This window comes from Paracoccus onubensis, assembly GCF_003591515.1.
In the GTDB taxonomy this organism is placed as follows: domain Bacteria; phylum Pseudomonadota; class Alphaproteobacteria; order Rhodobacterales; family Rhodobacteraceae; genus Paracoccus; species Paracoccus onubensis.
Window position 1 is genome coordinate 267,318 of the sequence record NZ_QZCG01000002.1, and the last position, 14,421, is coordinate 281,738.

Consider the following 14,421-nt stretch of genomic DNA (forward strand, 5'->3'; position numbering starts at 1 on the left):
ATGGCTTTTCGTCTGAAACTGGTCCCGGACAATACGCAGATCGATTTTTTCCGGTGGCAGGCCCTGACCTTCGGTATATCGTCGCTGTTTGCTGTTCTGTCGGTTGTCGTTCTGGTGATATACGGGCTGAATTTCGGCATCGATTTCAGGGGCGGCACCACGATCCGTACTGAATCGACGCAATCCGTGGATGTCGCCACTTATCGCGAAGCCTTGCAACCTCTTGGGCTTGGCGACGTGGCGATTTCCGAGGTTTTCGATCCGACATTCGGCCCCGATCAGCATGTCGCGCAGATTCGTATAAGCGCGCAGGAAGGTGCGGAAGCCGCGAGCGCCGAAACCGTTGATGCCGTCAAGGTAGCGTTGCAGGAGGTCGATTCGGCAATCACCTTCCCCTCGGTAGAGTCGGTCGGTCCCAAAGTCTCGGGCGAGTTGATCAACACTGCCATTTACGCAGTTCTGGCCGCGCTGGTCGGAATTTCGTTTTATATCTGGCTGCGTTTCGAGTGGCAGTTCGCAATAGGCGCGATCGTGTCCCTGGCCCATGACGTGCTGATCACTTTGGGTATCTTTTCCCTGCTTCAGCTCAAATTCGATCTGGCCACGGTGGCGGCGCTGCTGACGATTGTGGGATATTCGATCAACGACACGGTGGTCGTGTTCGACCGGTTGCGCGAAAACCTGATGAAATACAAGAAACGGCCACTGCGTGAGGTGATGAACCTGTCGGTGAACGAGACCCTTAGCCGGACGGTGATGACTTCCGGAACCACGCTGCTGGCATTGATTGCCCTGCTGGTTCTTGGCGGAGATGTGATCCGCAGCTTTGTCTTCGCAATCACCTTCGGGATCGTGATCGGTACCTATTCCTCGATCTACATGGCCAAGAACATCGTGCTCTGGTTGGGTGTCAAGCGCGATTGGTCCAAGAAATCCCCGGCGGATTCGCCCGACTTCCCGGGGGCCGAGGCTCCCTGATGGCAATGAAGCCCACAGATTTTGACGGAGCGCAGCCGGTCGACGGTTACGGCCCCGGCTTCTTCCGGGTGGGCGGAGACGTGCTGTATGGGCCGGTAATCGTGCAGGCGGGTGGCGCGCAGCCCTGGGGTGGGATTAAAGATCATGCGCCATTACTGGCGCTGGCGGGCAAGATCGACGTGCTGTTTCTTGGCATGGGCGAAGAGATTGCTCACCCGCCTGCCGATCTCGCGCAGGCCCTGGAAGATGCCGGCGTCATGGTCGAGGTCATGGCTTCCCCGACTGCCGCGCGCATCTATAACGTGACTCTGTCAGAAGGGCGTCGCGTCGCCTGCGCGCTCCTGCCGCTGTGAGCCTGCTGGCCGTCCATGACCTTGCCGTGGCACGCGGCGGGCTGCGGGCGGTCGAAGGCGTATCCTTCACCTTGCAGGGGGGCAAGGCACTGATCCTGCGCGGCCCGAACGGGATCGGCAAGACGACCCTGCTGCGCTGCGTTGCGGGCCTGCAACCCCCGGTAGCGGGGCGAATCGAGATGGCGGCGGATGCGGTGGCTTATGCCGCCCATGCCGACGGCCTGAAATCCGCTCTGACCGTGGCAGAGAATCTGCGCTTCTGGGCGCAGGTTTTCGGCGGCGGCGATGAAGACCGGGCGCTTGAACGAATGGATCTGGCCGCGCTTGCCGACCGCCCGGCGCTCGCATTATCCGCCGGGCAGAAGCGGCGGCTGGGCCTTGCTCGCCTGCTTGTATCCGGCCGCCCCCTCTGGGTGCTGGATGAGCCGACCGTCTCGCTGGATGCCGCCTCGGTCGCGCGCTTTGCCGACATGATCCGGATGCATTTGTCGGGTGGCGGGGCAGCACTGATGGCGACGCATATCGATCTGGGGCTGGACGAAGCGCAGGTGCTGGATCTGACCCCGTATCGCGCTACGCCCGGCCGGGTCGAACGGCCCGCAGGCTTCAATGAGGCATTCGCATGAACGGACCGGCCGTCAGCGGTAATGCAGGGCAACGCGGCTTCGCAATGAAGAGGCCCAGATGCTGGCCCTTCTGAAACGCGACCTCACCCTTGCCACCCGCGCCGGAGGCGGATTCGGTCTGGCGGTTGCGTTTTTCCTGATCCTTTGCGCGCTGGTGCCCTTTGGCGTCGGTCCCGACAGCGAGGCTTTGCGCCCGATTGCGCCGGGAATCCTGTGGGTGGGTGCATTGCTGTCCAGCCTGTTGTCGCTGGACCGGATTTTCGCACTGGATCACGAGGATGGCAGTCTTGATCTGCTGGCAACCGCACCGATTCCGCTTGAGGGCGTCGTCGCGGTCAAGGCGCTTGCGCATTGGATCACCACGGGATTGCCGCTGGTGGTGGCCGCACCGGTCTTCGGCCTGCTGCTGCATCTGCCGGGCGGGGCGGTTTCCTGGCTGATCCTGTCACTGCTGATCGGGACACCGGCGCTGTCCATGTTGGGCGCGTTCGGAGCGGGGGTCACCGTCGGGCTGCGGCGCGGAGGGCTACTTTTGTCGCTCTTGGTTCTGCCGCTGTATATCCCCACGCTGATTTTCGGCACCGAGGTCACCCGACGGGGCGCCGAAGCCGGGGATCCGTTCACGCCGATGCTGTTCCTCGGGGGTATCACGGCGGGGGTGCTGGCATTAGTGCCGTTCGCCGCCGCCGCCGCCTTGCGGGTCAATCTGCGGTGATCGGGCTTGAGGGGCGCAGGCTCCGGGGATAGGGGAAGCACATGTCGATCTGGGAATACGCCAATCCTGTCAAATTTATGCGCGTCTCCGGCGCGGTTTTGCCGTGGCTGGTGGCGACCGCCGCGATCTGCACGACAGGCGGTGTCGCATGGGGCTTCCTGACTCCGGAAGATTACCGGCAGGGCTCGACGGTCAAGATCGTCTTCTTGCATGTGCCGGCGGCGATGATGGCGATCAATATCTGGGTGATGATGCTGGTCGCCTCGTTGATCTGGCTGATCCGGCGGCATCATGTCAGTGCTCTTGCCGCGAAGGCCGCCGCGCCTGTCGGGGCAGTGATGACACTGATCGCCCTTGCGACCGGCGCGATCTGGGGGCAGCCGATGTGGGGAACGTGGTGGGAATGGGATCCGCGGCTGACCTCGTTCCTGATCCTGCTGCTGTTCTATATTGGCTATATCGCCTTGTGGTCCTCGATCGAGGATGCGGACAGCGCCGCCGACCTGACGGGCGTGCTGTGTCTGGTCGGTTCGGTTTTCGCCTTGCTCAGCCGCTATGCGGTCATGTTCTGGAATCAGGGCCTGCATCAGGGCGCCTCGCTCTCGGTCGCCGAGGGTGAAAGGATGAGCGCGGTTTACCGCTATCCGCTTTACCTTTCGATGCTGGGTTTTCTGTTGTTGTTTCTGGCGCTTGTCCTGATCCGGACCCGCACCGAGATCCGAAGGCGGCGTCTCGCCGCATTGCAGGCAAGGGAGATGCGTGGATGATCGAGCTTGGAAAATATGCCGGAACGGTGCTGGCGGCCTATGGGGTTTCCATCCTGCTGCTGATCGGGATCGTCTGGCAGACTTTGGCGGCGAATGCCCGCGCCCGCCGCGAATTGGAGAAGCACGAGAAACATGGCTAGGATTTCCCCGCTTGTCATTCTGCCGCCGCTGGTCTTTGCTGCGCTTGCAGGATTGTTCCTTTGGGGTATGGGACGCGACGATCCGCAATCGCTGCCCTCGACCATGATCGGGCGCGAAACGCCTGCCGTGCCGCAGACCACATTACCCGGCAAGGAGCAGCTGACTGATGAGCTGCTGCGCCAGCCGGGCGTGAAGCTGGTGAATTTCTGGGCAAGCTGGTGTCCGCCCTGCCGGGCCGAGCATCCGACGCTGATGGAATTGTCGAAAGACATGCCGGTTTACGGAATCGATCTGAAAGACCCCGAGGCCAATGCGATCGAATTTCTGGAAAAGGACGGTGATCCCTATCATGCTCTGGCAACCGATCCCAAGGGACGCGGGGCGATCGACTGGGGCGTGAGCGCGCCGCCCGAGACATTCATCATCAATGGCGAGGGTGAAATCCTTTATCGCTTTGCGGGGCCGATGGTCCGCGAGGATTACACCAACCGTTTCCTGCCGGAACTTGAAAAGGCGCTTGCCGCCGAAGAGTAATCGGGTGTCTTGCGCCCGGCAGTGCTGCACGACAAACTGCCCCTGATCGCGATAGGCATGGAGAGGGCAGTCATGACAAGGTTCAGTCTTGTGACGGCGCTGCTATTGGGCAGCGCATGGGCATTTCCGGGGATGGCGCAGCAGGCGACGGATGCCGTCGCTCCTGAAGCTGCGAGTTCTGAAACCAGCACGGAAAGCGATGCCTTTGCCGATCTTTCCGAGGCGGCGCGGGCGGCATTGACCAGCAAGGAAGCGGGCGAACCGGTTACCGCGCAGAACTGGATGGTGAGTGCGGCGAATCCGCTGGCGGTCCAAGCGGGTGCTAAGGTCCTGGAACGCGGCGGATCCGCGGCGGATGCCATGGTGGCGGTGCAAATCGTTTTGGGATTGGTAGAACCGCAAAGTTCGGGACTTGGCGGTGGGGCGTTTCTTGTCTGGTATGACGCTGAAAGCGGCGAGTTGACCACGCTTGACGGGCGCGAGACTGCACCGATGGCTGCGACACCGCGCTATTTCCAGGATGAGGAAGGCGAGCCGCTGGAATTCTATGATGCGGTGGTTGGTGGGCGTTCGGTCGGCACGCCCGGCACGCCCGCGCTTCTGGAAGAGGCGCATCGCCGCTGGGGTAAGGTGAACTGGGGCGGGTTGTTCGATGATGCCATCACGCTGGCCGAGGACGGTTTTGCCGTTTCACCCCGCCTTGCCGGGCTGGTCGCCGAAGAGGGTGAAAGGCTGCGCCGCTTCCCCGCGACCGAGGAATATTTCTTTCCCGGAGGTACGGCGATCGCAGCGGGGGATCGCCTGAAGAACCCGGAATATGCGCATGTACTTCGACGGCTGGCGCAAGAGGGCAGCAGCGCCTTTTACAGCGGCGAGATTGCCGAGGGAATCGTCAATACCGTGCGCAATGCCGAGGGCAATCCCGGCCTGCTGGCACTGGGTGATTTTGCTGCCTATCGGGTCAAGGAACGTCCCGTCGTCTGTGCGGAATATCGGGATCACGATGTCTGCGGGATGGGGCCCCCTTCCTCGGGGGCACTGACCATGGGGCAGATTCTTGGCATGCTGGGCGGTTATGATCTGGCCTCGCTGGGGGCCGAAAATCCGGAAAGCTGGCGGTTGATCGCGGATGCCTCGCGCCTGGCATTCGCCGATCGCGAGCGTTACATGGCCGATAGCGATTTCGTTCCGGTTCCCGTCGAAGGGCTGGTCGCGCCGGAATATCTGGCCGAGCGGGGGAAACTGCTGGCCGGTGATGATGCCTTGCCCGAGGTCACTGCCGGTTCTCCCGGCTGGTCGCATGCGATGAACTGGGGGCAGGACAGCGCGCTGGAACTTCCCTCGACCTCGCATATCTCGATCGTCGATGCTGAGGGAAATGCCCTCTCGATGACCACGACCATCGAGAACGGCTTTGGATCGCGCCTGTTCACGCAGGGATTCCTGTTGAACAACGAGTTGACCGATTTCTCATTCGAAACGCATGACGAGGCAGGCTATCCGATTGCCAACCGGCTGGAACCGGGCAAACGGCCGCGATCCTCGATGACGCCCAGCATCGTGCTGAAGGATGGCAAGCCGGTGCTGGTGATCGGATCTCCGGGTGGCAGCCAGATCATCGGCTATACCGCAAAGGCGATCATCGGCTATCTGGACTGGGGGCTGGATGTTCAGCAGGCAATCGGCCTGCCGAATATCGTCAATCGCTTCGGTCCGATGGATGTCGAGGCCGGGACAAGCGCCGCTGAGTTGACGCAACCGCTGCAGGATATCGGTTTTGAGGTCGAAGAGACGGATCTGAATTCCGGTCTTCACGGCATTGCCATTACACCGGAAGGGCTTTCGGGGGGCGCCGATCCGCGCCGCGAAGGGATCGCGCTGGGCGGATGAGGCGGTTTGCGAAGAAAACCGGAAAGCGGATGGATGGGCCTCCATGTGCTGTGGGTTGTCAGGCGCCGTGCCTGCGTCGAGCGTTTCAGTTCTTGCAAAGAAAAAGCCGATGATCCCACGTTTTGGCGCAACCCCCGAGCCGGGGCGGCAATATCGACGCAGACCCGGAGCCTATGCCGTCCTGTTACGTGAGGGACGGATCTTGCTGACATATCAGGATGGGGCCGAGCCTGAATTCCAGCTTCCGGGAGGGGGGATAGATCCTGGCGAGGCTTCGATTTACGCGCTGCATCGCGAGGTTATGGAAGAAACCGGCTGGACGATAGCCCCGCCACGGAGGGTTGGGGCCTATCGAAGGTTTTGTTTCATGCCGGAATATGGGTTTTACGCGGAAAAGCTGTGCTCGGTCTGGATTGCGCGCCCGGTCATGCAAGTGTCGGCACCAACCGAGCCCGGCCATGAAGCGCATTGGTTTCCTGCCGGACGGGCGGCAGCCATGCTTGCCGATCCGGGTGCAAGGGAGATGCTGACGATCGCGCTGCGCTATGGCGGGAAAAGGCGGCGGTCGTGATGCCCGCCGGGGTTCCATGACCTCCGGCAGAGCAAAATCTGTGGTTATACGAGCAATTCCGAAAGCAAATCGTCGCTGGTAATGTCGCGATAGGTGAATTCGGAGTGGTCCAGACGCTCCATCAAAGCGATCAGATTGGCCGGTTCGCTGGTTTCGATCCCGATCAGCACCGACCCGAAGTTGCGGGCGGATTTCTTGAGATATTCGAAGCGTGAGACATCGTCGTCCGGGCCAAGAAGCTGAAGAAAATCGCGTAACACGCCGGGCCGCTGCGGCATCCGAAGCACGAAATATTTCTTGACGCCCGAGAAGCGCTGCGCGCGCTCCTTCACTTCGGGAAGCCGCTCGAAATCGAAATTTCCGCCGGAACAGACGCAGACCACCGTCTTGCCGGTCAGATCGCCGATATCGGACAAGACGTCGATGGCAAGCGCGCCGGATGGCTCAAGCACGATCCCCTCGACATTCAGCATCTCCAGCATGGTGCGGCAGATGCGATCCTCGGGCGCGATATGCACATCCTCGGGCGAGAAGCGGGACAGGGTTTCGAATGGCAGGCCGCCGATGCGGGCGACGGCTGCCCCATCGACAAATGTATCTATGGCGGGCAGGGCGACGGGCGCGCCGGTTTTCAATGCCGCGTGCAGGCAGGCCCCGCCAAGGGGTTCGGCAAAGGCGAAGCCGGTTTCGGGTGCGGTTTCGCCCAGATATCGGACCACGCCCGAGGACATGCCACCGCCGCCCACGGGCAAGACAACAAGATCTGGCGCATGACCCAGTTGTTCCAGCAGTTCCAGACCCAGCGTTGCCTGCCCCTCGATCACGTCGGCGGCATCGAAGGGGCTTAGGAATTGGGCGCCATGTTCGGTCGCGAATGACTGCGAGGTCGCCAATGTCTGGTCGAAATAATCGCCGGTCAGCACGATCTCGATGGAGTCGCCGCCAAAGATCCGGGTCTTGTCGATCTTCTGCTTCGGAGTCGTGACCGGCATGAAGATCGTGCCACGCGCGCCGAAATGGCGGCAGGCATAGGCCACGCCCTGAGCATGATTGCCCGCGCTTGCACAGACGACATGCGCATTGCTGCCCGCGCCGCTTTCGATCAGCTTGCGCATGGCGTTATAGGCGCCGCGCAGCTTGTAACTGCGGACCGGGGTCAGATCCTCGCGCTTGAGCCAGATATCGGCGCCGAAATTCGCAGAAAGATGGTCATTGCGTTGAAGCGGAGTCGGCTCGAACAGGTCGCGTAGCGCGGCCTCGGCCTGACGGACGGATTGAGCGAAGTTTTCCATGGTCTTGCCCATGCCGCGAATGAACGGAATTGGCAAGGGGGCGTTGCGTGATAGGGGCGGATCCGATGTAAAGTGCCGGGTCCCGGCGGCAAATATTCTCGTGAAATGGCCATCGCGGTGCGAAACCGGCAGTTAAACCGGCGCCTGCTCTTGTGACAGCCGCGAAAGAGGCTTATTCCCCGGGAAAATTGACAAAAGGTTGAACGCATGTCCGACGCGCCGAAAAAAGTCGTCCTTGCCTATTCGGGCGGGCTCGACACCTCGATCATCCTGAAATGGCTTCAGACCGAATATGGTTGCGAGGTCATCACATTTACGGCCGATCTGGGGCAGGGCGAAGAACTGGAGCCTGCCCGCAAGAAGGCCGAGATGCTGGGCATCAAGCCCGAGAATATCCATATCGAGGATCTGCGCGAGGAATTCACCCGCGATTTCGTTTTCCCGATGTTTCGGGCCAATGCGGTCTATGAAGGGCAGTATCTTCTTGGCACCTCGATTGCGCGTCCACTGATTTCCAAGCGCTTGGTCGAGATCGCGCAAGAGCATGGCGCCGATGCGGTTGCCCATGGTGCGACCGGCAAGGGAAACGATCAGGTGCGCTTCGAGATCGCCGCTTATGCGCTTGATCCCGCGATCAAGGTCATTGCGCCATGGCGCGAATGGGATTTGACTTCACGGACCAGGCTGCTGGAATTCGCCGAACAGAACCAGATTCCCATCGCCAAGGATAAGCGGGGCGAGGCGCCGTTCAGCGTGGACGCGAATCTTCTGCATACCTCGTCCGAAGGAAAAGTGCTGGAGGATCCGGGCGAGGAAGCGCCGGATTACGTCTATCAACGCACCGATCATCCGGAAAACGCCCCCGATCAGCCGGAATTCATCGAGATCGGTTTCGAGAAGGGCGATCCGGTGGCGATCAATGGCGAGGCGATGTCTCCGGCCACGCTTCTGACCGCGTTGAACGAATATGGCCGCAGGCACGGTATCGGCCGCCTCGATCTGGTCGAGAACCGTTTCGTCGGGATGAAGTCGCGCGGCGTCTATGAAACTCCGGGCGGCACCATTCTGCTTGAGGCGCATCGCGGGATCGAGCAGATCACGCTGGATCGCGGGGCAGGGCATCTGAAAGACCAGATCATGCCGCAATATGCGGAACTGATCTATAACGGTTTCTGGTTCTCGCCCGAGCGCGAGATGTTGCAGGCCCTGATCGACAAGTCGCAAGAGCATGTGACCGGCACGGTGCGGCTGAAACTCTATAAAGGGCTGGCGCGGACCGTGGCCCGCTGGTCGGATCATTCGCTTTATTCCGAGGCGCATGTGACCTTCGAAGACGATGCGGGCGCTTATGATCAGAAGGATGCGGCGGGATTCATTCGCCTGAATGCGCTGCGGCTGAAACTGATCAGCAACCGCAACGCCCGTTTCAAGCCATGAGCGAACAGCGCCTGACTGCCCGGATCGCGATTGTCACGGTCAGCGACCGGGCGTCGCGCGGCGAATATGAGGACAAGGGCGGTCCGGGGGCCGAAACCTGGTTGCGTGACGTGGTCGTCTCACCCATCGAGATCGACCGCCATATCATCCCGGATGGCCGCGAATGCGTTGCCGTGAAGCTGCGTGAACTGGCCGATAATGGCGCCGATCTGATCCTTGTGACCGGCGGCACCGGCCCCGCGCCCCGCGATCAGACCCCCGAGGCGGTCATGGATGTGGCCGACAAGGAACTGCCGGGGTTCGGCGAGGAAATGCGCCGCGCCTCGCTGACCGAGGTGCCGACCGCGATTCTTTCGCGTCAGACGGCGGTGATCCGGGGAGAAACCCTGATCATCACCATCCCCGGCAAACCCTCTGCGATCGCGACCTGCATGAATGCGGTCTTCGCGGCGGTACCCTATTGCCTTGATCTGATCGGTGCCGCCCGGATCGAAACCGACCCGGCGAAGATCGGGGCGTTCCGGCCGAAAGGCGCGTGATGCCGGGACGGACAGAATGCCCTTGGCCACGGCGGAGGGCGGATTACAGGGGATCAGGATGCATCTCGGAAACGTGAGGCGGCCCTTGTAACGGCATCGAATGGACATCCGTATCTCCATGCAAAGGAGAACAGGATGACATTGATTTTTGCCTATCTCGCGGGTTTGCTGACGCTTATCAATCCCTGCGTGCTGCCGGTTCTGCCCATCGTCATCGGTTCGGCGCTGGGACAACACCGGCTTGGCCCCGTGGCGATGGCCGCCGGGATGAGCGTTTCCTTTGTCATTCTTGGCCTGTTCGTCGCGGCTTTCGGCCAGGCGCTTGGCCTGACCGAGGAAAGGCTGAATATGATCGCGGCTATCGGCATGATGCTGTTCGGCGCGGCATTGCTGCTGCCGCAGGCAGGTACCGTGTTCCAGACCGCGACTGCCGGGCTTGCCGCCCGCGCGGATGCCCGGATCGACCAGACCCGGAATCACGGCCTGATGGGGCAGGCTTTAGGCGGCGCATTGCTTGGCGCCGCATGGAGCCCCTGCATCGGGCCGACACTTGGCGGGGCGATTGCCCTGGCCAGCAGTGGTGAAAGCCTGTTTCAGGCAGGGGCGATCATGCTGGCATTTTCCTTCGGGGTCGCCACGCTGATCCTCGCGCTTGGATATGGCGCCCGCGATCTTCTGATGCGCAACCGCGCAAGGGCGCAGGCATTGGCGATAAGGGCGCGACCGGTCATCGGGATCATCTTCATCCTTGTCGGAATCGCCCTGATGTCCGGGTTCGTTCAATATCTCGAATTTCTTGCCGTCCAGTATCTACCGATCTGGTTGCAGGATCTTTCTGTCTCGATCTGATTTTCAACCAAGGAAGGATTACCAATCATGAAACGCCGAAATTTTCTGACCGTCTGTACTGCCCTGACATTTGCGCTGCCCCATGTCACGCTCGCGAATAAGACGCCTGAAAATGATTTTGTGATTTACGACCCCAAGGCGCTTGAGCAGGCATTGGCAAATGGCGAAACCGTCTTTCTTGATTTCAAGGCAAGCTGGTGCACGACCTGTGCGGCGCAGGCAAGGGTGATCTCGGCCCTGCGCGAAGAGGACCCAGCTTATGACAAGGCCATGACCTTCATGCTGGCCGATTGGGATATGTGGAAAGACAAACCTATCGTCAGCGAGATGAATATTCCGCGTCGCTCGACCCTTGTCGTCCTGCGCGGAGAAGAGGAACTGGGGCGCGTCGTGGCGGAAACATCCAAGGAAAAAATCCAGTCCCTGATGGATCTGGGGCTGAAGGGTTAAGCGTTTCCGGGACAGAACCGGTATTCAATCCGACAACGGGACCGGGATGTCGGACAGGATATCAGAAAACCGAAAGGATCTCGCCAAGTGGCTTCTTGCGCTTGGCGATTTCCGGAACGACCGCGTCATCCGCGGGCAGGCCGACAGGCAGGATCATCACCGGCTTTTCATTCACTGGCCGGCCGCATAATTCGTTCAGAAAGCGCATCGGGTTGGGCGTATGGGTCAGCGTGACCAACCCGGCGTGATGAATCGCGGCGATCAGCATTCCACAGGCGATACCAACGCTTTCGGGAACATAGTAATGTTTGCGTTTTTCGCCGCCGCTCAGTCCGTAACGCTGTGCGAAAACCACGATCAACCAGGGCGCGATCGTCAGATGCGGCTTGTCCGGTCCGGTGCCGACCGGTTCCAGAGCGGCGAGCCACTCATCCCCGCCGCCGCCCGCATAAAAAGCCTGCTCTTCCTCTTCTGCCGCCTTGCGGATGCGGGCTTTCATCGCGGGATCGCCGATGACCACGAAATGCCAAGGTTGCTGGTTTGCCCCGGAAGGCGCCGTTCCTGCAACCTCGATGCAGGTCTCGATCACCTCGCGCGAGACGGGCGTATCCGCGAAGTCCCGTACGCTGTGCCGTCGCCGCATGTAATCCCGGAAGTCCCGCAGTTTCGCCAGCGACATATCCGGAGAAAGCTGCACCCGATCGGGCAAGGGAACGGGTTTGTAGGTCATTTTTTCCTCCCTGCGGCGTCAACCTGCGCCAATCAATACTCCGGTTGCGAATACCAGACCGCCGCCGACGACCACCTGAAGCGCAGCCCGCCAGAACGGGGTCTGCATCCAGCGGTTCTGTATCCATGCGATCGCCCAAAGCTCGATGAAAACCACGATGCAGGCGATGATCGTGGCGGTCCAGAAATGCGGAATCAGATAGGGCAGGGCGTGACCCAGACCGCCAAGTGCCGTCATCACCCCCGAGGCAATGCCCCGCCGGATCGGCGATCCGCGTCCCGACACGATTCCGTCGTCCGAGGCGGCCTCGGTGAAGCCCATGCTTATCCCTGCGCCCAGACTGGCGGCCAGACCGACCAGAAATGTCGTCGATGTGTCCTGCGTGGCGAATGCCGTCGCGAAAATCGGCGCAAGCGTCGAAACGCTGCCATCCATCAGCCCGGCCAGCCCCGGCTGGACCCATGTCAGCACGAAATTCCGATATGCGACCGCGCCTTCGTCTTCGCGCGCCTTGGGTGTCAGATGCTCATCGGCAAGTTCCTCGGCACGATGCTCATGCCCGCGTTCCGCCGCTGCCAGATCGCCCAGCAGCTTGCGCGTGGCCGCATCGGTCGTGACCCTCGCCGCCTGAATATAGAATTCCGCCGCATCATGTTCCATCAATGCGGCCTCGCCCCGGATGGTTTCCAAAGACAGATTCTGCATCATCCATGCCGGACGACGGCTGTAATAGCCCGCCACATGCTCGCGCCGGATCACCGGAAGAGCTTCACCGAAACGCTGCCGATAGGCATCGATCAGGATCCTGCGATGCTCATCCTCTTCCTCGCCCATGCCGTCGAAAATCGCCGCCGTCGCAGGGTAATCTTCGCGCAGGAATTCGGCCCAGTTACGGTATATTCGCGCGTCATCCTCTTCGGATGAGATGGCAAGCGCCAGCACTTCGCGTTCGGTCAGGTCGGAAAATCTCTTTCGATTGCTCAGCATCCGCATGGTATTCTTCTTTATACAGGGGCCTGTCTATCGCTGCAGAAGGATCACATTGCAGGGGTCATCTGCGCTCTGGCAGCAATTGCTGCAACGGGCCGGCAAGCAGCAGCCAGATCGAGGTCAGCACGAGCCCCCAGTTCGCCCAGCTTGACGGATGGAAATCGACCCAGGCGGCGCGGGCGGCGAAGATCACCCAGAGAATCGCGACGGGTAATGAGATCATCCGCCAGCGCTCCGTCCTGACCGGGTGGATGAACTTGATATTGGTGAATGTGGCGATCGTCAGTGCGATCACGATCAGCATGATCACGGCCCAATGCGGTTTCACCGCGAAAAGGACCAGCACCACCATGTTCCAGCATCCGGGAAAGCCCGCAAAAGAATTATCATTCGTTTTCATGCGAGTGTCGGCAAAATATACGACGCTGCCGTAAACGATCACGATGATCGCGACCCATCCCGTCCAGCCCGAAAGCAGGCCGGACCGGAACAATGCGAAAGCCGGAATGAAGACATAGGTCAGGTAATCGATGATCAGATCCATCAGCACGCCGTCATAATTGGCCCAGTTCGTCTTGACGTCGTATCTGCGCGCCAGGGGGCCATCGATTCCGTCCACGGCGAAGGCGACGACCAGCCACAGGAACATCAGCGACCATTCGGATTGGGCCGCCGCCAGCATCGCCAGCATGGACAGCACCGCACCGGTTGCGGTCAGAAGATGTACCAACAAAGCCTTGTGACGTAGCTGCATTCGTCGTTTCTGGCAGTTTCGCGAGTGCCGCGCAACAGGCTTGTTCCCCGCGTGTCCGGCGGCGATCAGCGCAATCGCGGGGGAGCCTTCGGCTTTTCTGCGGGCGGCGTTTCGGAAGATTCAAGATTGAAACGCAGGGCGGCTTGTGGCGGCCTGGTATCCGAGAAGCTGATATCCACCCCGCCGGGTTGCGGGGGCAGGAAGGAAAGCGCCTCGGCAAGCGCCTTGGCGATGGCGGGCTGATGTTCGGTCGCGGCTCCGGCGATCAGCAGAATATGGCCGGAGGGGCCATTTTCGCCCTCTATTCCGGCAAGTGCCGCTGCTGAAATGAGCCCGCTCATATCCGCAAACCGCATTGCCAAGGGCTCGGCCAATGCCTCGACCGTCGCCGGGTCGGCGGCGGTCAAGCGCAATCGCGCCTCGTCGGTCTCGGGCGTTGCTGCTAGGGCATCTGTCAGCCAGTGCAGCATTGCGGCATCAAGCAGCATTTCCGAGGGAAAACCCGGATTGACAAGCAACCCCGCCTTCTCCTGCTGCAGCAGCCCTGCCAGCACACGCCCCGGCATCGCGGCAAAGGATACCGGCTTTCCGAAAAAGCCGGCCAGCCGGTCTTCACCGTCGCAGGCCAGCGCGACCGGTCCCGACTCCAGAGGGAATATCTGCAATTCGAGCCGATCCCCAGCGGGTTCGCGGGCCAGCGCAACCGACAATTCGGTATCCGCCAGCCGCGACAGCATCCTTGCCCGCTGAGGCGACGCGGCGTCATGGAATGGCACCACCGCAAGTTCATCAAGCGCGGTCATGC

General features: G+C 61.1%; 18 protein-coding genes. 13 read left to right on the plus strand and 5 right to left on the minus strand.

All coding sequences use genetic code 11. The features are described from left to right. The 9 genes from secF to D3P04_RS03880 all read left to right on the plus strand — a co-directional run bounded on the left by secF (position 1) and on the right by D3P04_RS03880 (position 6,575). The gene (secF, locus tag D3P04_RS03840; RefSeq protein ID WP_119746117.1) at positions 1-978 is read left to right on the plus strand and encodes a protein translocase subunit SecF; all 978 of its coding nucleotides are present in this window, start codon (positions 1-3) and stop codon (positions 976-978) included. After that, complete coding sequence (locus tag D3P04_RS03845; protein WP_119746119.1) at positions 978-1,331, plus strand: Mth938-like domain-containing protein; 354 nt, start codon at positions 978-980, stop codon at positions 1,329-1,331. Before secF ends, D3P04_RS03845 begins: the two co-directional genes overlap by 1 nt. Beyond that, a complete protein-coding gene (gene ccmA / locus D3P04_RS03850) occupies positions 1,328-1,957 on the plus strand; it encodes a heme ABC exporter ATP-binding protein CcmA (protein ID WP_119746121.1) in 630 nt (209 codons plus the stop codon). Before D3P04_RS03845 ends, ccmA begins: the two co-directional genes overlap by 4 nt. Positions 1,958-2,015: 58 nt before the next feature. Continuing rightward, positions 2,016-2,672, plus strand: coding sequence for a heme exporter protein CcmB (ccmB, locus tag D3P04_RS03855; RefSeq protein WP_119746123.1), 657 nt, complete (start codon positions 2,016-2,018; stop codon positions 2,670-2,672). A 41-nt stretch (positions 2,673-2,713) separates the two neighbouring features. Further along, positions 2,714-3,439 carry a heme ABC transporter permease CcmC gene (gene ccmC / locus D3P04_RS03860; RefSeq protein WP_119746125.1) on the plus strand — a complete coding sequence of 242 codons (726 nt, stop codon included), beginning with the start codon at positions 2,714-2,716 and terminating at the stop codon, positions 3,437-3,439. Next, positions 3,436-3,579: a heme exporter protein CcmD gene (ccmD, locus tag D3P04_RS03865; RefSeq protein ID WP_119746126.1), complete on the plus strand. Its 144-nt coding sequence runs from the start codon at positions 3,436-3,438 to the stop codon at positions 3,577-3,579. The genes ccmC and ccmD overlap by 4 nt, the downstream gene beginning before the upstream one ends. Continuing rightward, positions 3,572-4,114, plus strand: a complete 543-nt coding sequence (locus D3P04_RS03870; protein WP_119746128.1) for a DsbE family thiol:disulfide interchange protein — start codon at positions 3,572-3,574, stop codon at positions 4,112-4,114. The genes ccmD and D3P04_RS03870 overlap by 8 nt, the downstream gene beginning before the upstream one ends. Before the next feature lie 72 nt (positions 4,115-4,186). After that, positions 4,187-6,004 (plus strand): gamma-glutamyltransferase, encoded by a 1,818-nt coding sequence (ggt, locus tag D3P04_RS03875; protein ID WP_119746130.1) that lies wholly within the window; start codon positions 4,187-4,189, stop codon positions 6,002-6,004. Between the two features lie 109 nt (positions 6,005-6,113). Further along, on the plus strand, positions 6,114-6,575 hold the full coding sequence (locus tag D3P04_RS03880) for an NUDIX domain-containing protein (RefSeq protein ID WP_119746132.1): 462 nt from the start codon (positions 6,114-6,116) through the stop codon (positions 6,573-6,575). Between the two features lie 44 nt (positions 6,576-6,619). Here the strand turns inward: D3P04_RS03880 and ilvA are convergent, their stop codons facing one another. Further along, positions 6,620-7,867 carry a threonine ammonia-lyase IlvA gene (gene ilvA / locus D3P04_RS03885; protein WP_119746516.1) on the minus strand — a complete coding sequence of 416 codons (1,248 nt, stop codon included), beginning with the start codon at positions 7,865-7,867 and terminating at the stop codon, positions 6,620-6,622. A 207-nt stretch (positions 7,868-8,074) separates the two neighbouring features. On the opposite strand from ilvA, the gene D3P04_RS03890 reads away from it, so the two are divergent. From D3P04_RS03890 to D3P04_RS03905, 4 genes are all read left to right on the plus strand, one after another. Then, positions 8,075-9,304, plus strand: coding sequence for an argininosuccinate synthase (locus D3P04_RS03890; protein WP_119746134.1), 1,230 nt, complete (start codon positions 8,075-8,077; stop codon positions 9,302-9,304). Continuing rightward, a complete protein-coding gene (gene mog, locus D3P04_RS03895; RefSeq protein WP_119746136.1) occupies positions 9,301-9,843 on the plus strand; it encodes a molybdopterin adenylyltransferase in 543 nt (180 codons plus the stop codon). The genes D3P04_RS03890 and mog overlap by 4 nt, the downstream gene beginning before the upstream one ends. 135 nt (positions 9,844-9,978) lie before the next feature. After that, positions 9,979-10,692 (plus strand): cytochrome c biogenesis CcdA family protein, encoded by a 714-nt coding sequence (locus tag D3P04_RS03900; protein ID WP_119746138.1) that lies wholly within the window; start codon positions 9,979-9,981, stop codon positions 10,690-10,692. 27 nt (positions 10,693-10,719) lie between these two features. After that, a complete protein-coding gene (locus D3P04_RS03905) occupies positions 10,720-11,142 on the plus strand; it encodes a thioredoxin family protein (protein ID WP_119746140.1) in 423 nt (140 codons plus the stop codon). Positions 11,143-11,203: 61 nt separating this feature from the next. Here the strand turns inward: D3P04_RS03905 and D3P04_RS03910 are convergent, their stop codons facing one another. From D3P04_RS03910 to D3P04_RS03925, 4 genes are all read right to left on the minus strand, one after another. Further along, positions 11,204-11,872, minus strand: coding sequence for a nitroreductase family protein (locus D3P04_RS03910; protein ID WP_119746142.1), 669 nt, complete (start codon positions 11,870-11,872; stop codon positions 11,204-11,206). 18 nt (positions 11,873-11,890) lie between these two features. Continuing rightward, positions 11,891-12,865 (minus strand): iron exporter MbfA, encoded by a 975-nt coding sequence (gene mbfA / locus D3P04_RS03915; RefSeq protein WP_119746144.1) that lies wholly within the window; start codon positions 12,863-12,865, stop codon positions 11,891-11,893. Positions 12,866-12,923: 58 nt separating this feature from the next. Further along, a complete protein-coding gene (locus D3P04_RS03920; protein WP_119746146.1) occupies positions 12,924-13,616 on the minus strand; it encodes a CDP-alcohol phosphatidyltransferase family protein in 693 nt (230 codons plus the stop codon). A 65-nt stretch (positions 13,617-13,681) separates the two neighbouring features. Beyond that, positions 13,682-14,419: an SseB family protein gene (locus tag D3P04_RS03925; protein WP_119746148.1), complete on the minus strand. Its 738-nt coding sequence runs from the start codon at positions 14,417-14,419 to the stop codon at positions 13,682-13,684. Between the last annotated feature and the right edge of the window lie 2 nt (positions 14,420-14,421).